Below are 17,512 nucleotides of genomic sequence, written 5' to 3'. Positions count from 1 at the left end.
CCGCCGCGTGCCCACCGCCCTCGCCTTCTCTCCCCATCTCGACGACGCGGCCTTCTCCTGCGGCGGCCTGCTCGCGAGCCTCGCCCGGGAGGGCTGGCACGTCGTGATGGCCACGCTGTTCACCGGCAGCGTCGCCGATCCGACGGGGTTCGCGCTGGCCTGCCAGCTCGACAAGGGGCTGTCGGCGGAGGTCGACTACATGGCCCTGCGCCGGGCCGAGGACGTGCGGGCCGCGGCCGAACTCGGGATCGCGCCGCCCCGGCACCTGCCGTTCCGCGAGGCGCCGCACCGGGGCTACGGTTCCGCGCCGGAGCTGTTCTCCGAGACCCGCGCCGAGGACGCCATCGCGGCCGACTTGGCGCCGGCCCTGGCCGCGCTGATCGCCGCGGAGAAGCCCGCTCTCGTCCTCGCCCCGCAGGCCATCGGCGGCCATGTCGATCACGTCCAGGCCGTCCGGGCGCTCCGCAGCCTCGACGGGCCGCCCCCGATCCTGTGGTGGCGCGACTTTCCCTACACGGTCCGCGAGGCCGCACCCCGGGAGCCCCTGGCCGAGCTGTTCGCCGGGTTGCCGTCGCACCGGATGACGCTGGATCCGGAGGCCCAGGCGCGCAAGCGCGCCGCCTGCGCGGCTTATGGCAGCCAGATCGGGTTCCAGTTCGGCGGCCCGGCCGGCCTCGACGCCCGGCTCGCCCGGGAGGAGGGGATCGAGCGCTTCCGCCTCGCCGGCCGCCTCGCCGCACCGATTCCCGGCCTCGATGCCGCCTGAGCCGCAGGCTCCCAAATCCCTCGCCGACCCGGCGGCGCTCGCGGCCCGCCGGGCCCTGATCGACGCGCCGCACATCGCCCCGATCCGCGCGCTGGCCGACCGGATCGCCGCCGAGCGGGGCGCGCCGGTCCCGGTGCCCGATCCCCTGGACGGCGGCGTCGCGGCCCGGATGCTGCTGCTCCTGGAGACGCCGGGGCCGGCCGTGCTGCGCACCGGCTTCGTCACCCGCGACAGCGCCAACGGCACCGCCGCCAACCTGTTCGGCTTCCTGCAGGAGGCCGGCATCGCGCGGGGCGACACCCTGATCTGGAATGCGGTGCCCTGGCTGATCCACGCGGCGGGCGCCCTCAACCGGGCCCCGCGCCGGGCGGAGGTCGCGGCGGCCGCGCCCTATCTGGCGCCGCTGCTGGACCTGCTGCCCGGGCTCGCCGTGGCGGTGCTGGCCGGACGCACCGCCGGCGGGGCGGCGCCGGCGATCGCGGCCCTGCGCCCGGGCCTGCCGCTGATCGCGGTCCCCCACCCGAGCCCGACCTATGTCTGCACCGCCCCGGAGGTGCCCGCGCGGATCCGGCGGGGCCTGTCGGAGGCGGCGGCGATCCTGTGCCGCGCCCCGCGCTGAGGATCGGATCCCCATCGGATCCCGGCCTTCCCTGGCCTTGGGCGCCGGTTCGGCCTACATGGCGAGGCAACGGGCCGCGGTCCGGGATCATCCGGTACGGGCGCAGGCCTTCGGCCGGGCCGCGCAGCCGGAAGGGCGGACGCCGAACGGCATGAACTTTCAGGGACAGCACCGGGGACCGGCGGAGCCGGTCGAGCCGGTCAAGCACGACGCTGTCGCGGACAAGCCGCGCAAGAGCTGGACCGGCCGGTACGCCTGGATCGGCACGGCCGCCAGCATCGTGCTGTTCGCGGTCTCTCTCGGCGTGCTGTGGAAGCTCGTCCAGAGCGTGAGCTGGGCGGAGGTGCGGGCGGCGGTGGCGGCGGCCACCGGCGAGCAGCTCGGCCTGGCCTTCCTGTTCGTCGGGATCAGCTACCTGTTCCTGACGGGCTACGACGCGCTGGCCCTGCGCCAGCTGCGGATCAAGGTGCCGTACCGGATCACCGCGCTCGCCTCGTTCACCAGCTACGCGGTGAGCTTCACCCTCGGCTTCCCGCTGCTGACCGCCGGCACGATCCGCTACTGGATCTACGCCCGGCAGGGCCTGTCCACGGCCAAGATCGCCGCGCTCACGGTCATCGCGGGCTTCACCTTCTGGCTCGGCATGGGCGTGGTGCTGGGCCTGAGCCTGATCATCGAGGCCGGCCAGCTCGCCGGGCTCGCCTTCACGTCGATCCGGATCAACCAGGGCGTCGGCCTCGTGGCCCTCGGCCTGGTGCTGGGCTACCTCGCCTGGGTCTCGGCCAAGAAGCGCAGCATCACGGTCAAGCAGTGGCGGCTGGAGCTGCCGGGCGCCTCGGTTTCGATCGGCCAGATGATCGTCGGGATCGGCGACGTCTGCGCGGCGGCGGCGGTGCTCTACGTCCTGCTGCCCCAGGGGATGACGCTGGGCTTCACCACCTTCCTGGCGATCTACGTGCTGGCCGCGATGCTGGGCATCGCCTCCAACGCCCCCGGGGGCATCGGGGTGTTCGAAGCCACCGTGTTGCTCGCCCTGTCGAGCCTGCCGCGCAACGAGGTGCTGACTTCGCTGCTGCTGTTCCGGGGCTGCTACTACGTCGTGCCGTTCATGGTCGCCCTGGCGATGCTGGGTCTCTACGAGATCGTGAAGCGGGCCGGCGGCGCGCGCGATCCGGGGCCGCCGGAAGGCACGGCCGGCCCGTCCGGCCGCCCCTGGCCCGACGACACCGAGTCCCGGTAACCCCACCGGACCGCCGTCGACCATGACCGACCGCCCGCGCAGTTCCCAGGCCTGGACGGGCGCTGCCATCGCGGCCGGCCTGTTCGCCGTCGCCCTCGCGCTGTCCGGCCGGCTCGACCTTCCGCTGATCCTGGCCGGCCTCGGCTCGGTCTGCCTCGGCGGCTGGCTCGGGGGGCGCGGCCCGGAGGCCCCGCGGCCGCGGCCGGCGGCGACGGCCCAGCGCCACGCGATCGCCGAGGCGCTGCTGGCCCACGTGCCCGATCCGGTCATCCTGGTGGACCGCCGCACCCTGGTGGTGGAGGCCAACCCGGCGGCCCGGGTGCTGCTGCCGGCCCTGCTTCAGGCCCGGCCCCTGTCCTTCGCGCTGCGCAGCCCGGAGGTCCTCGACGGGGTCGAGGCGGTGCTGAGTTCCGGCATGCCCCGCCGGGTCCCTCTGTCGACACGGGTGCCTCTGGAGCGGACCTTCGAGGTCCAGATCGGCGCCCTGCCGATGCCCGACGGGTCGGGGGTCAGCGCGGTGCTGTTCCTGCGCGACCTCACCTCGGCCCGCCGGCTCGAGGCGATGCGGGTCGATTTCGTGGCCAATGCCAGCCACGAGCTACGCACGCCGCTGGCCACCCTGATCGGCTTCATCGAGACCCTGCAGGGCCCGGCCCGCGAGGACACGCAGGCGCGCGAGCGCTTCCTGGAGATCATGCGCGTCCAGGCCCAGCGCATGACCCGGCTGATCGACGACCTGCTGTCCCTGTCGCGGATCGAGCTGCGCGAGCACGTGGCCCCGACCACCGTGGTCGATCTCGGGGCGCTCGCCCGCCAGATGGTCGACGCGCAGGGGCCCCCCGCCGAGGCGCGGGGCGCCACCGTGCGGTTCGCGGACGGCGACGGCCCATATCCCGTGCCCGGGGATGCCGACGAGCTCGCCCGGGTGATCGAGAACCTGATCGAGAACGCCGTGAAGTACGGCGGCGGCCATGTCGGCGTCGGCCTGTCCCGGGAGGACGACCCCCGGCTCGGCCGCCGGATCGTGCTGTCGGTGACGGATGACGGCCCCGGCATCCCGCCCGAGCACATCCCGCGCCTGACCGAGCGCTTCTACCGGGTCGACGTGGCCTCAAGCCGCGCCCGGGGCGGGACGGGCCTCGGCCTCGCCATCGTCAAGCACAGCCTCAACCGCCACCGGGGCCGCCTCGCCATCGAGAGTACGGTCGGGCAGGGGACCACCGTGCGCGTCAGCCTGCCGGAATACGGCGGCGACGCCGAGGTGGCCCGGGTCGCCGATCAGGCCGGGCCGGCATAGGGGTCGATCCCGAGCCCGGCCTCGACCCGCGGGATCCAGGCGCGGATGGCCGGGTAGGCGGCCAGGTCGAAGCCGCCCTCGTGGGCCATGCGGGTGTAGGCGACAAGCGCCACGTCGGCGAGCGTCAGCACGCCGCCGGCCATGAAGGCGGAGCGTTCGAGCGTCGCCTGCATCAGCCGGAGCGCGTCCGCGCCGCGCTCCGCGAGCTTCGGATCGAGCGCCTCCGGTGCGCGCTTGAGGTAATGCATCTGGTAGCGGCGGACCGCGATGTAGGGCTCGTGGCTGTACTGCTCCCAGAACATCCATTGCAGCATCCGGGCCCGGGCCCGCGCCGCTTCGGGAATCAACGCCGAGCCTTCGGCCAGATGGATGATGATCGCGTTCGACTCCGACAGCGTCTCGCCGTCGGGGAAGACGACCAGGGGCACCCGGCCGGCGGGGTTCAGCGCCAGGAACGCCGGCTCACGCGCCCCGCCGCCCGGCACATCGATGGTGCGCCACGTCGCCGGGATGCCGAGATGATCGGCCACCCATTTGACCTTCAGGCAGTTCCCGGAGCCCGGATCCCCGTAGATGACCAGTGGTTCAGTCATCGGCGGCCTCGCAGTGCTGGGTGACACGGTTCACATATCGGCTGGTGGATGTGGGCCAAGGCTGACCCCAAGCGCGTCTCCCTCCCCCCTCTGCGGGGGAGGGTGGGCCGGCCGTCAGGCCGGGTCGGGAGAGGGGAGCAACGGTGCAGAACAGGACTTCGCCCGTCAGGCCAGTCGCGCCCCCTCCTGAACCCGGGTTCCCCTCTCCCGACCCCTGCTGACGCAGGGGCCACCCTCCCCCGCAGAGGGGGGAGGGGCGGCGCGTGTTGGCCTGGGACAGGTTTCTCTCGCGGCCCAGAACCATCCGGACTGCAATAAGTGAATCCGTTAGCCCGCACGGGAGCGGGGCCCCGCATTTCGAGCTACCCACGCGTTACCCGGCCCGACGAAGGAATCCGATCGCATACCGATGCCCGCCCACTCTGTCGGCCCATCCGCGATTCGGCAACGCGATCCGCAAGGCCCTTGACCTTCCCATGATGGGAAGCCCCATCTGAGGCGGCATGGATGCTTCGATCGGAACCGCCCCCGTGCCCGAACCCGTCTCCCTGAGCTTCCCCGTCGACGGGATGTCCTGCGCGTCCTGCGTCGGGCGGGTCGAGCGCGCCCTGAAGGCGCTGCCCGGTGCCCGCGACGTGGCGGTCAACCTCGCCACCAACCGCGCCAGCCTCGTCCTCGACGGCGGCGCGGGTCCGGCCGACGCCGCGGCCGCGCTGGCGGATGCCGGCTACCCGGTCCCGGAGACCGAGAGCCGGATCGCCGTCGCGGGGATGTCCTGCGCGTCCTGCGTCGGACGGGTCGAGCGCGCGCTCGCCGCCCTGCCGGGGGTGAGCGGCGCCAGCGTCAACCTGGTCACCGGCCAGGCCGCGATCCGCCATCCGGAGGGCCTGGTCTCCACCGGCGACCTCGTGGCGGCCGTGGCGGCGGCAGGCTACGAGGCCCGCCCCCTCGACGACGGGCCGCGAATCGATCCCGCGACCCGGCAGCAGGCCGAGGGCCGCGCGCTCCGCCGCGACCTCGCCGCGGCGGCTTTGCTGTCCGCCCCGGTGGTCGTCCTCGACATGGGCGGCCACATGGGCGGCCACGTCCTGCCCGGCTTCCATGCCGGCCCGGCCGCGGCCCTGGTCCAGGCCGCCCTGGCGACCCTGGTGCTCGCCTGGCCCGGCCGCCGCTTCTTCCTGCGGGGCGTACCGGGCCTGCTGCGCGGCCATCCCGACATGAACGCCCTGGTCGCCCTCGGGGCGGGGGCCGCCTACCTTTACTCCCTGGTCTCGGCCCTGACCCCAGGCTTGCTGCCCGCGGGCGCGGCGCATCTCTATTTCGAGGCCAGCGTGCTGATCGTCACGCTGATCCTGCTCGGGCGGAATCTGGAGGCCGGCGCCCGGGGCCGGACCGGTCAGGCCATCGCGCGGCTGATGGATCTGGCGCCCAAGTCCGCCCGGGTGATCCGCGACGGGGCCGAGACCGAGGTGCCGCTGGCGGAACTCCGCATCGGCGATGTGGTCCGCGTCAGACCCGGCGAGCGGGTCGCGGCCGACGGCGCGGTCGTGTCCGGCACGAGCCATGTCGACGAGAGCATGGTGACGGGGGAGCCCGTGCCGGTGCGCAAGGGGCCGGGGGACCACATGGTCGGCGGCACCCTCAACGGGCGCGGCAGCCTCGACCTGCGGGTCGACGCGGTCGGCGGCGCCACCGTGCTGGCGCAGATCGCCGCCCTGGTGGAGCGGGCGCAGGGCGGCAAGCTGCCGATCCAGGCGCTGGTCGATCGCGTCACCGGGCGCTTCGTGCCGGCGGTGATCGGGATCGCGCTCGCGACCTTCCTGGGCTGGCTGATCTTGGCCCCGGCCCCCGCCCTCGGGCCGGCCCTGGTCAACGCCGTGGCGGTGCTGATCATCGCCTGCCCCTGCGCCATGGGGTTGGCCACGCCCACCGCCATCCTGGTCGGGACCGGGCGGGCGGCGGGCCGGGGCATCCTGTTCCGCGACGGCGCGGCCCTGCAACGCCTGCGCGACGTGCGCGTCGTCGCGCTCGACAAGACCGGTACCCTCACCGAGGGCCGCCCGCGGGTCACCGATCTCGTCGTGGCCGCGGGTTTCGCGGAGGACGAGGCGCTGGCGCTGGCGGCCGGCCTGGAGAGCCGGTCCGAGCATCCGCTGGCCGGCGCCGTGGTGGCGGCCGCCCGCGCCCGGGGCCTCGACAGGTCCGAGCCGGAGCGCTTCGAGGCGGTGGAGGGGTTCGGCGTATCCGGACGGGTCGCGGGCCGACGCGTGGCTCTCGGCGCGCCGCGCTACCTCGACCGGCTCGGCATCGCCCTGGACCCGGACCTCGCAGCCCGGGCCGGAGAGCTGGCCGTAGACGGCAAGAGCCCGATCCACCTCGCCCTCGACGGCCGCCATGCCGGATTGCTGGCCGTGGCCGACCCGGTGAAGCCGGGCGCCCGCGAGGCCGTGGCGGCGCTGAAGGCGCAGGGCCTCGTGGTGGCGATGGTGACGGGCGACGACGCCCGCACCGCCGCCGGGATCGCGAAGAACCTCGGCATCGACGATGTGGCGGCCGGGATCCTGCCCGGGGGCAAGGTCGAAACCGTGAAGGGATTGCGGGCGGCGCATGGGCCCGTGGCCTTCGTGGGCGACGGCATCAACGATGCCCCGGCCCTGGCCGAGGCCGATGTCGGCCTCGCCATCGGCACCGGCACCGACATCGCCGTCGAGAGCGCCGACGTGGTGCTGATGTCGGGGGAGCCGCAGGCGCTGGTGGAGGCGCTCGCCCTGTCCCGGGCGGTGATGGCCAACATCCGCCAGAACCTGTTCTGGGCTTTCGCCTACAACGCGGCGCTGATCCCCGTGGCCGCGGGCCTGCTGGTGCCGTTCGGCGGGCCGGCCCTGTCGCCGGTCCTGGCCGCGGGCGCGATGGCGTTCTCGAGCGTCTTCGTCCTCGGCAACGCCCTGCGGCTGCGCCGGGCCGGGGGCCGGGCCGCGCCCGCCGCCGAAGCATCCGCGCCGGTGCCGAGGCCGGCATGAGCGCGGGACCCATCACCATCGGCGAGGCGGCCCGGCGCACCGGCGTCTCGGCCAAGATGATCCGCTGGTACGAGGCGACCGGCCTGCTGCCGCCCGCGACCCGCTCCGAGGCGGGCTACCGCCACTACGACGACGCGGACCTGCACACCCTGCGGTTCGTCCGCCGCGCCCGCGACCTCGGCTTCAGCGTCGAGGCCATCGCGGACCTGCTGGCACTGTGGCGCGACCGCGCCCGGCCGAGCGCCGGCGTGAAGGCGATCGCCGAGGAGCAGATCGCCGACCTGCGCCGCCGGATCGGCGAGCTGGAGGGCATGGCCCGGACCCTGGAGCGCCTCGCCGAAAGCTGCTGCGGCGACCAGCGGCCTGATTGCCCGATCCTCGACGACCTCGCCACGTCGGATGGGCCGCGCTTAACTCGAACATCGAGTCGCGGTCTGGGTCAGCGGAGCCCTGTGCGGAGGGGGTGAGAATGACGGGTTTAATACCGGAGGTGGACGCTCGGCGTAAGTTTGTCGCCAACGAGCAGGCGAAGCTGACGGCGACTTATATCAATGGCTTGTCCATTGCTGTCTTCGCTGTCGGCGGCCTCTCACCCTTCATCACGGCCCTTGGTATCGTCACGGAGCAATATGGCTTCCTTGCCGGCGCTTTCATTCTGCTCGGCGTTTTCTCGTTGTCGAGCAGTACCCTAGATCTGGTGGCACGATCCCCTCTCGGGAGTCTGGACCCATGACGACACTTCAGTTCGCAAGTTTCCTCGCCGTTCCGCTTGAGGGGCTTGCCCTTGGATTTGGCATGTTGTGGCTGACCGGCAAGGCGCATTGAGCCGCCGAACAACGTCCAAAATCATCGATCGAAGGCGGTTCGGAGTTTTGCGCGACAAGCGCGGCCGTTGACGCCGCGTCTGGCCCCGGCTTTGCTGGACCGGCCGAGTCTCTCGCCGAGACCTCAAGGCCACGAAAGCCCCGGACCCATGCCCGCCCTCGAACGGATCCGCGCCTTCGCCGACACGATGACCGCGTGGCGGCACGACCTCCACGCCCACCCGGAGCTGCTCTACGACGTGGAGCGGACGGCGGGGTTCGTAGCCGATCAGCTGCGGGCCTTCGGCTGCGACGCGGTGGAGACCGGTATCGGCCGGACCGGCGTGGTCGGGGTGATCCGCGGCAACGGCCGGAATTCGAACCGCGCCATCGGGCTGCGCGCCGACATGGACGCGCTGCCGATCCAGGAGGTCCGGGACCTGCCCTACCGCTCCACGGTGCCGGGCAAGATGCACGCCTGCGGCCATGACGGGCACACCACGATGCTGCTCGGGGCGGCCAAGTACCTCGCCGAGACAAGGGACTTCGACGGTGCCGCGGTGCTGATCTTCCAGCCGGCCGAGGAGGGCGGCGGCGGCGGCGAGGCGATGGTCGAGGACGGCCTGATGGAGCGGTTCGGCATCGAATCGGTCTACGGGATGCACAACATCCCCGGCATGGCGGTCGGCACCTTCGCGATCCGGCCCGGGCCGATCATGGCGTCCACCGACCGCTTCACCCTCACCATCGAGGGGCGGGGCGGCCACGCGGCCCTGCCGCAGAACGCCGTCGACAGCGTGCTGGTGGCGAGCCACGTGATCATCGCCCTGCAGAGCATCGTGTCGCGCAACCTCGATCCTCTGGACTCGGCCGTAGTCTCGGTCTGCGCGCTCGATGCCGGCGAGGCGTTCAACGTGCTGCCGCAGAGCGTGACCATGCGAGGCACCATGCGCACGCTCTCCAAGTCAGTCCGCAGCCAGGTCAAGGCGCGGATCGAGACCCTGGTCACCGAGGTGGCCGGGGCCTTCGGCGCCACCGGCGTGGTCGAATACGGGTCGAGCTACCCGGTCACCGAGAACCACCCGGCCGAGACCGACTTCATGGCCGGCGTGGCGGAGGCGCTGGTCGGGGCGGAGAATGTCGACCGGACCGTCGCGCCGATGATGACGGCAGAGGACTTCTCCTACATGCTCGGCCGCCGCCCCGGCGCCTACATGTTCATCGGTAACGGCGACAGTGCCTCGCTCCACCACCCGCACTACGATTTCAACGATTCCGCGACCCCGTACGGGGCTTCGCTGTGGGCGCGCCTGATCGAGACGGCGCTGCCCCGGACGGTTTGACCGGCGGCCTGACGGGCGGCGCGAGCCCGGCGGGCGCGGCTTCCGTCCCGCGCCCGACCCTGCGGCAGGCCGTGCCGGTCTGGCTGCGGGTGGCGGCCTTGTCCTTCGGCGGTCCCGCCGGGCAGATCGCCGTGATGCACCGCATCCTGGTGGACGAGCGGCGCTGGATCTCCGAGCGGCGCTTCCTGCACGGGCTCGGCTTCTGCACGCTCCTGCCGGGGCCGGAGGCGCAGCAGCTCGCGACCTATATCGGCTGGCTGATGCACGGCCCCGCCGGCGGCCTCGTCGCGGGCGGGCTGTTCGTGCTGCCGGGGCTGCTCGCCCTGATGGGCCTGAGCTGGCTCTACGTCCTGTACGGCGCGGTCGATCTCGTCGCCGGCCTGTTCTTCGGGCTCAAGGCGGCGGTGCTCGCCATCGTGCTGCACGCGCTCTGGCGCCTCGGCGGGCGGGCCCTGCGCGGACGGGCGGACCGGCTGATCGCGGCCGCCGCCTTCGGGGCGATTTTCTTGCTCGCGGTGCCGTTCCCGCTGGTCGTGGTCGCGGCGGGCGCCCTCGGCCTCGTGCTGGGGCGAAGGCCCGCGGCGACGCCTGCGGAGGCGGAGGGAAACGACGAGGCCGGGTTCCTGATCGGTGCGGCGATGCTGCCGCGCGAGCGCGCGGGGCCATCGGAATCCCTGCGCGTCGCCGTCCTGTGGCTGGCGATCTGGCTCCTGCCGGTGGCCGCCCTGCTGCTCCTGCCCGGGCCGCCCCCGGTCTTCGGGCAGGTGGCTGTGTTCTTCGCCAAGATGGCGGTGGTGACCTTCGGGGGCGCCTACGCGGCGCTCGCCTACGTGGCCCAGCAGGCGGTGGAGCATTACGGCTGGCTGCGGCCCGGGGAGATGCTCGACGGGCTCGGGCTCGCCGAGACCACCCCGGGGCCGCTGATCATGGTGCTCCAGTTCGTCGGCTTCCTGGCCGGCTACCGGGCCCCCGGCACCCTGCCGCCGCTGCTGGCGGGGACGCTGGCCGGGCTGCTGACCACGTGGGTCACCTTCGCGCCGTGCTTCCTGTGGATCTTCGCGGGTGCGCCGCTGATCGGGCGCCTGCGCGGAAGCCGCCTGCTCGCCGGCGCACTCTCGGCGATCACCGCCGCGGTGGCGGGGGTGATCCTCAACCTCGCGGTCTGGTTCGGGCTGCGGACGCTGTTTTCCGAGGTCCGGACGATGCCGCTCGGACCACTGCGCCTCGACCTGCCCGTCCCCGCCAGCCTCGATCCCGCCGCCCTGGTGCTGACGCTGGCGGCGATCCTGGCGGTGTTCCGGTTCGGCCTCGGGGCGCTGCCGACCCTGGCGCTGTGTGCCGGGGCCGGGATGCTGCTGCGGCTGTCGGGCCTGGCCTGACCGGCGCGGTCAGGCCCCGTAGCGGGCCTTGAGCAGCGCGTAGGTCAGCCGGGCGGTCTGGACCTCGCCGCCCTCCGGCCGTCCCGGCTTGGTCGAGGGGTTCCAGCCGTACAGGTCGAAATGGCCGTGCGCCTTGGTCTTCGGGGCGAAGCGGCGCAGGAACAACGCCGCGGTGATCGCCCCGGCGAACGGGCCGCCCGAGACGTTGTTGAGGTCGGCCACCTTCGAATCGAGCAGGCTCGCGTAGGGGGCGTGCAGCGGCATCCGCCAGATCGGGTCGACCGCGCTCCGCCCCGCCTCCGCTACGGAGGCCGCCAGGGCCTCGTCCTCGGTGAAGAACGCCGGCAGGTCCGGCCCGAGCGCCACCCGGGCGGCGCCCGTGAGCGTCGAGAAGTCGAGGATCAAAGCGGGCTCCTCCGCGTCGGCGAGCGCCAGCGCGTCGGCCAGGATCAGCCGCCCCTCCGCGTCGGTGTTGCCGATCTCGACGCTCAAGCCCGCCCGGCTGGGCAGCACGTCGCTGGGGCGGAAGGCGTTGCCCGAGACCGCGTTCTCCACCGCCGGGATCAGCACGCGCAGGCGGATCTTGAGGCCCCCGCCCATGATCATGTCGGCGGCCGCCAGCGCCACCGCGGCGCCGCCCATGTCCTTCTTCATCAGCAGCATCGCGGAGGAGGGCTTTATGTCGAGCCCGCCGGTGTCGAAGGCGACGCCCTTGCCGACAAGCGTCACCCGCGGCGCGTCCGCCGGCCCCCAGGTCAGGTCGATCAGGCGCGGCGCCCGGGGCGAGGCGACCCCGACCGCGTGGATCAGGGGAAACGCTTTGGCGAGCGCCTCGCCCTGCGTGACCTCGATCGACGCCCCGTGGCGCTCGGCCAGCGCCCGGGCGGCGGCCTCGATCTCGGCGGGCCCGAGATCGTTGGCGGGGGTGTTGATCAGGTCGCGGCCCATCGCCACCGCGGCGGCGACCCGCTCGACCTCGGCCCCGTCGATCCCGGCCGGCGCCGCCAGCCGCGCCTTCGTCCCCCCGGCCGTCCGGTACCGGCCGAAGCGGTAGCTGCCCATCAGCCAGGCCAGCGCGGCCTCGGCCGGGTCCGGGGCGTTCTCCAGGCGAAACGTCCCGTCCGGAAGCAGGGCGGGCAGCTTGCCGGCGATCAGCCGGTCATAGGTGGCCGCCTCCGGATCGCCGAGGCCGAACAGCACCCGCGCGAGACCGCCGTCCGGGCCCGGCAGCAGCGCCAGGCTCCCGGCCTTCGGCTTGAAGCCGATTGTTTGCGCGAAACGCCTGTGCGCCGGTTCCAGGGCCGCTTCGGCCTCGCTCCAGGATGCCGTCGTAACCAGGGTGACCGGAACGGACGGCGTGTCGGCGGGCAGCAGGGCGGCGTGCGTCGCTGGGGTGTCGGCCTGGGTCATGTGCCTCTCGTGCGGCGGTCGGGCCGGCAGCGGCTTAACCGGTGGTTAGGGTTAACGCTCTATCACCGGCCGGCCGGGAGGGTGAAGCGTGGGCCGGAGCCCGCCCGGCCAGTGCCGGCGGAGCGCACCATGATGACGGCCCCGATCCGGGTCATCCCGACCCCGGCTTCCAACCGCCGCCGCGCCGGCCTTGCCGCCGCGGCCATCATCGTGGCGCTGGGCCTTGCCGGCTGCAACACCCGGTCCCCGGAGACCACCGGCTCGATCGGCGAGCGGCAGGTCGCGCCGCGCCAGGAGTCGGCCTCGCGGCAAGACCTCGAAGGGCTGGCCGAGCGCTTCAACGCCAATCCCGGCGAAGGGCGCGCGGCCCTCGCGTATGCCCGCGCCCTCCGGTCGAACGATCAGGCGGCCCAAGCCTCCGCGGTGCTGCAGCAGGCGGCCCTGCGCAACCCGCGCGACACGTTCATCCTCGGCGCCTACGGCAAGTCGCTGGTGGAGGCCGGCCGCTACCGCGAGGCGATCGACGTCCTCGCCAACGCCCATTCCCCGGCCTCACCCGACTGGCGCATCCTGTCGGCCCAGGGCTCGGCCTCCGCGCAGCTCGGCGAGCAGGCGCGGGCCCAGAGCTTCTACGAGGCCGCGCTCAAGATCCGGCCGAACGAGCCGTCGCTGCTCTCGAATCTCGGCCTGTCCTACGCGTTGTCGCGCAACCTCGACCAGGCCGAGCAGACCTTGCGGCTGGCCGCCGACCAACCGGGCGCCGACGCCCGCGTCCGGGCGAACCTAGCCCTCGTCCTCGGCCTGAAGGGCCGATTCGCCGACGCCGAGACCGTCCTGCGCCGGGACATGGGTCCCGAGGAGGCCGCCTCCAACGTGGCGTCCCTGCGCAAGCTCGCCGCCCAGCCGAATCGGTTCAAGGCGCTGTCGGGGGCAGGGGCGCCCGAGCGGGGGTGACGGGCATCCCGCGCCGGTGACGATCCGGCTTTGCTGCGCGCGCTCCCTCCCCCGCAGAGGGGGGAGGGAGACGCGCTCGGGGTTAGTTCTGGCCCACATCCGGCAGCGATGTCTGCACCTCGTAGCCTCTGCGGGCGAGGGGAGACGCTTGTGGCCGGCCCCCGCATCGCCGCTAAAATGCGCGCCTTCGCCGGGGATGCGACCGTGCGGCATGCGTCCCGGCGCCCGACAGCGTAGCGCGGCTGTCATCGCAACCCGGTAGCGGCCAGATTCGAAAAGTTCTATATCGGGATCTGGCTGCGCCGCGCGGCTCCACGGGCGTCCAAATCGCCCCCGCGCATCGTCCTGCCCGGGCACTCCCGGGGCGGCGCGCGCCCGTCGGGCGCTACACAGGCCGAACACAGACTTCGTAGCGCAGGTCTTGCCTGCGCGTGTTCGACAACCCGCAGCGAGGATTGAACCAGCCGTGCCATCACTCGACAGCTACAAGGCCCGCCAGACGCTCGAAGCCGGCGGCAAGACCTACACCTACTACTCGATCCCCGAGGCCGAGAAGAACGGCCTCGCCTCCGCCACCGCGCTGCCCTTCGCCATGAAGGTCCTCCTGGAGAACCTGCTGCGCTTCGAGGACGACCGCTCCGTCCGCAAGGCCGACATCGCAGCGACGGTCGGCTGGCTCGCCGAGAAGGGCAAGGCCGAGGTCGAGATCGCCTTCCGGCCCGCCCGCGTGCTGATGCAGGACTTCACCGGCGTCCCGGCCGTGGTCGATCTGGCGGCCATGCGCGACGCCATGGTGGCGCTCGGCGGCGACCCGCAGAAGATCAACCCGCTGGTGCCGGTGGATCTGGTCATCGACCACTCGGTGATCGTCGACGAGTTCGGCACCCCCAAGGCGCTGGCCGACAACGTCGCGCTGGAATACTCGCGCAACGGCGAGCGCTACACCTTCCTGAAGTGGGGCCAATCGGCGTTCGACAACTTCTCCGTGGTCCCCCCGGGCACCGGCATCTGCCACCAGGTGAACCTGGAATACCTGGCCCAGACCGTCTGGACGAAGTCCGAGGACGGGGCCGAGATCGCCTATCCCGATTCGCTGGTCGGCACCGATTCGCACACCACCATGGTCAACGGCATGGCGGTGCTCGGTTGGGGCGTCGGCGGCATCGAGGCCGAGGCGGCCATGCTCGGCCAGCCACTCTCGATGCTGATCCCCGAGGTCGTGGGCTTCAAGCTGTCGGGCAAGCTGCCCGAGGGCACCACCGCCACCGACCTGGTGCTCACCGTCACCCAGATGCTGCGCAAGAAGGGCGTGGTCGGCAAGTTCGTGGAGTTCTACGGCCCCGGCCTCGACGACATGGCGGTCGCCGACCGGGCCACGATCTCCAACATGGCCCCGGAATACGGCGCCACCTGCGGCTTCTTCCCGATCGACCAGCGCACCATCGACTTCCTGAAGGTCACCGGCCGCGCCGACGACCGGATCGCCCTGGTGGAGGCCTACGCCAAGGCGCAGGGCATGTGGCGCGACGCGAACACGCCCGACCCGGTCTTCACCGATTCGCTGCAGCTCGACATGGGCGAGGTCCGGCCCTCGCTCGCCGGCCCGAAGCGCCCGCAGGACCGGGTGCTGCTCGACGCGGCCAAGCCGGGCTTCGCGGCCTCGATGGAGACCGAGTTCAAGAAGGCCGCCGACCTCGCCAGCCGCTACGCGGTCGAGGGCACGAACTTCGACATCGGGCACGGCGACGTGGTGATCGCGGCGATCACCAGCTGCACCAACACGTCGAACCCCTCCGTGATGATCGGCGCAGGGCTCCTCGCCCGCAACGCCGTCGCCAAGGGCCTGCGCTCGAAGCCCTGGGTGAAGACCTCGCTCGCCCCCGGCTCGCAGGTCGTCGGCGAGTATCTGGAGAAATCCGGCCTGCAGGAGCCCCTCGACGCGCTGGGCTTCAACCTCGTCGGCTTCGGCTGCACCACCTGCATCGGCAATTCCGGCCCGCTGCCGGAGGCGATCTCCAAGGCGATCAACGACAACGACGTCGTGGCCGCCGCGGTGCTCTCGGGCAACCGCAACTTCGAGGGCCGCGTGAACCCCGACGTGCGGGCGAACTACCTCGCCTCGCCGCCGCTCGTCGTCGCCTACGCGCTCGCCGGCTCGATGCAGATCGACATCACCACCGAGCCGCTGGGCCACGGCTCCGACGGCAAGCCGGTCTACCTGCGGGACATCTGGCCGTCCTCCGCGGAGGTGCAGCAGTTCATCGAGGAGAACATCACCTCGGAGCTGTTCAAGCGCCGCTACGCCGACGTGTTCGGCGGCGACCAGAACTGGAAGGACGTCGAGGTCACCGAGGCCGAGACCTTCGCGTGGAACCCCGGCTCCACCTACGTGCAGAACCCCCCGTACTTCGTCGGCATGGAGAAGACGCCCAAGCCCGTGGAGGACATCGAGGACGCCCGCATCCTCGGGCTCTTCCTCGACTCGATCACCACCGACCACATCTCGCCCGCGGGCAACATCCGGGCGGCTTCGCCGGCCGGCGAGTACCTGCAGGCGCACCAGGTCCGCGTGCAGGACTTCAACCAGTACGGCACGAGGCGCGGCAACCACGAGGTGATGATGCGGGGCACGTTCGCCAACATCCGCATCAAGAACCAGATGGTCCGGGACCCGTCCGGCACGGTGGTCGAGGGCGGCTGGACGCTCTTCCAGCCCACCGGCGAGAAGATGTTCATCTACGACGCGGCGCAGAAATACGCCGAGAGCGGCACCCCGCTCGTCGTCTTCGCCGGCAAGGAATACGGCACCGGCTCCTCGCGCGACTGGGCGGCCAAGGGCACGAAGCTGCTCGGCATCCGCGCCGTGGTCGCCGAGAGCTTCGAGCGCATCCACCGCTCGAACCTGGTCGGCATGGGCATCGTCCCGCTGGTGTTCCAGGGCGAGACCTCCTGGGCGTCGCTGGGCCTGAAGGGCGACGAGACCGTCACCATCAAGGGCCTGTCGGGTGAGCTGAAGCCGCGCCAGACCCTGGTCGCGGAGATCACCGCGGCGGACGGATCGAAGATGGCGGTGCCGCTCACCTGCCGGATCGATACGCTCGACGAGCTGGAATACTTCCGCAACGGCGGCATCCTGCCCTACGTGCTGCGCTCGCTCGCGGCCTGATCCACGACGGGCGGCGTCCGCGCCGCCCATCCGGTTCTTTTGAGGCGGCGCCCCCGGGGCGCCGCCTTCTTTTTGGCTTGGACGAGCACGTTTCGTTTGCGCACAACCTTGTTTGACGCGGCCAGCGCCCCATAACCCGGCTCCTGAAGCCAGGATGGGACCCCCGATGAAGCATCTCAGCAAGACCCTCGCCGCCGCCGCCGGACTGACGGCCCTCCTGTCGAGCGCGGCCTTCGCCGCCCAGGTCGAGCGCGTCCGCGGCACCATCGACAAGGCGGAGGGCAGCACCCTCACGATCAAGACCGAGGACGGCAAGTCCGAGACCGTGGATGTCGGCGGCGCGAAGTTCGCCTGGGTGGTCCCGTCGAGCCTCGACGCGATCAAGGACGGCGTCTTCATCGGCACCGCCACCAAGGGCGAGAACCCGATGACGGCGCTCGAAGTCGTGCTGTTCCCCGAGTCGATGCGCGGCACCGGCGAGGGCCATTACGGCTGGGACTCGATCACCGACCAGACCGGCGGCGCCGGCTCGAAGGTGAAGAGCGCCATGACCAACGGCACCGTGAAGGCCGAGACCGCTAACGCCCCCAAGGTGAAGAGCGCGATGACCAACGGCACCGTGAAGGCCGACAAGGCGGCGTCCGGCGGCGAGCGCACCCTGACGGTGAGCTACGGCAAGGACGGGTCCAAGGAGATCGTGGTGCCGGCTTCTGCGCCGATCGTCGCCTTCGAGCCGGCCGACAAGGCGATCCTGGCCCCCGGCTCCAAGGTCTTCGCCGTGGTCGCCAAGGATGGCGCCAAGGCCGAGGGCAAGCTCGTGGCGGTCGGCAAGGACGGCCTGACCCCGCCGATGTAATCTTGGGATTCTCGCGCGCCGCGGTCGGCACGGCTGGCCGCGGCGCGCGGATTGATCATCGAAGCG

At 72.3% G+C, this 17,512-nt stretch carries 14 protein-coding genes; 12 read left to right on the top strand and 2 right to left on the bottom strand.

Annotated features, from left to right (window positions below; translation table 11 throughout):
* The first annotated feature begins 7 nt into the window (after positions 1–7).
* The 4 genes from MFF40_RS18795 to MFF40_RS18780 all read left to right on the top strand — a co-directional run bounded on the left by MFF40_RS18795 (position 8) and on the right by MFF40_RS18780 (position 3,922).
* Positions 8–766: a PIG-L deacetylase family protein gene (locus tag MFF40_RS18795; RefSeq protein WP_238261748.1), complete on the top strand. Its 759-nt coding sequence runs from the start codon at positions 8–10 to the stop codon at positions 764–766.
* Complete coding sequence (locus MFF40_RS18790) at positions 756–1,385, top strand: uracil-DNA glycosylase (protein WP_238261746.1); 630 nt, start codon at positions 756–758, stop codon at positions 1,383–1,385. Before MFF40_RS18795 ends, MFF40_RS18790 begins: the two co-directional genes overlap by 11 nt.
* 151 nt (positions 1,386–1,536) lie before the next feature.
* Positions 1,537–2,625, top strand: a complete 1,089-nt coding sequence (locus MFF40_RS18785; protein ID WP_238261782.1) for a lysylphosphatidylglycerol synthase domain-containing protein — start codon at positions 1,537–1,539, stop codon at positions 2,623–2,625.
* Between the two features lie 22 nt (positions 2,626–2,647).
* Positions 2,648–3,922, top strand: a complete 1,275-nt coding sequence (locus MFF40_RS18780) for an ATP-binding protein (RefSeq protein ID WP_238261744.1) — start codon at positions 2,648–2,650, stop codon at positions 3,920–3,922.
* Here the strand turns inward: MFF40_RS18780 and MFF40_RS18775 are convergent.
* Positions 3,904–4,515, bottom strand: coding sequence for a glutathione S-transferase family protein (locus MFF40_RS18775; RefSeq protein ID WP_147857564.1), 612 nt, complete (start codon positions 4,513–4,515; stop codon positions 3,904–3,906). The two genes, MFF40_RS18780 and MFF40_RS18775, sit on opposite strands and share 19 nt — an antisense overlap.
* Before the next feature lie 503 nt (positions 4,516–5,018).
* Between MFF40_RS18775 and MFF40_RS18770 the strand changes: the two genes are divergently transcribed.
* The 5 genes from MFF40_RS18770 to chrA all read left to right on the top strand — a co-directional run bounded on the left by MFF40_RS18770 (position 5,019) and on the right by chrA (position 11,060).
* Positions 5,019–7,535 (top strand): heavy metal translocating P-type ATPase, encoded by a 2,517-nt coding sequence (locus MFF40_RS18770; RefSeq protein ID WP_238261742.1) that lies wholly within the window; start codon positions 5,019–5,021, stop codon positions 7,533–7,535.
* Positions 7,532–8,002 carry a Cu(I)-responsive transcriptional regulator gene (gene cueR, locus MFF40_RS18765; RefSeq protein ID WP_147856483.1) on the top strand — a complete coding sequence of 157 codons (471 nt, stop codon included), beginning with the start codon at positions 7,532–7,534 and terminating at the stop codon, positions 8,000–8,002. The genes MFF40_RS18770 and cueR overlap by 4 nt, the downstream gene beginning before the upstream one ends.
* 2 nt (positions 8,003–8,004) lie before the next feature.
* Positions 8,005–8,268, top strand: coding sequence for an amino acid transporter (locus MFF40_RS18760; RefSeq protein ID WP_147856484.1), 264 nt, complete (start codon positions 8,005–8,007; stop codon positions 8,266–8,268).
* Positions 8,269–8,508: 240 nt separating this feature from the next.
* Positions 8,509–9,681, top strand: a complete 1,173-nt coding sequence (locus MFF40_RS18755; protein WP_147856485.1) for a M20 aminoacylase family protein — start codon at positions 8,509–8,511, stop codon at positions 9,679–9,681.
* A complete protein-coding gene (gene chrA / locus MFF40_RS18750) occupies positions 9,678–11,060 on the top strand; it encodes a chromate efflux transporter (protein WP_147896943.1) in 1,383 nt (460 codons plus the stop codon). Before MFF40_RS18755 ends, chrA begins: the two co-directional genes overlap by 4 nt.
* A gap of 9 nt (positions 11,061–11,069) precedes the next feature.
* On the opposite strand, the gene MFF40_RS18745 is transcribed toward chrA, so the two are convergent.
* Entirely contained in the window at positions 11,070–12,470 is a 1,401-nt protein-coding gene (locus tag MFF40_RS18745) for a leucyl aminopeptidase family protein (RefSeq protein ID WP_147896942.1), read from the bottom strand.
* A gap of 129 nt (positions 12,471–12,599) precedes the next feature.
* Between MFF40_RS18745 and MFF40_RS18740 the strand changes: the two genes are divergently transcribed.
* The 3 genes from MFF40_RS18740 to MFF40_RS18730 all read left to right on the top strand — a co-directional run bounded on the left by MFF40_RS18740 (position 12,600) and on the right by MFF40_RS18730 (position 17,446).
* Positions 12,600–13,424 carry a CDC27 family protein gene (locus tag MFF40_RS18740; protein ID WP_147855684.1) on the top strand — a complete coding sequence of 275 codons (825 nt, stop codon included), beginning with the start codon at positions 12,600–12,602 and terminating at the stop codon, positions 13,422–13,424.
* Positions 13,425–13,890: 466 nt separating this feature from the next.
* Complete coding sequence (acnA, locus tag MFF40_RS18735) at positions 13,891–16,590, top strand: aconitate hydratase AcnA (RefSeq protein ID WP_238261740.1); 2,700 nt, start codon at positions 13,891–13,893, stop codon at positions 16,588–16,590.
* Between the two features lie 166 nt (positions 16,591–16,756).
* Entirely contained in the window at positions 16,757–17,446 is a 690-nt protein-coding gene (locus tag MFF40_RS18730) for a metal ABC transporter permease (RefSeq protein ID WP_147855686.1), read from the top strand.
* Positions 17,447–17,512: the final 66 nt, after the last annotated feature.

The organism is Methylobacterium mesophilicum, assembly GCF_022179445.1.
GTDB lineage: Bacteria > Pseudomonadota > Alphaproteobacteria > Rhizobiales > Beijerinckiaceae > Methylobacterium > Methylobacterium mesophilicum.
The sequence above is the reverse complement of the archived record's forward strand: the minus strand, read 5'-3'. Positions and strand labels throughout refer to the sequence as shown.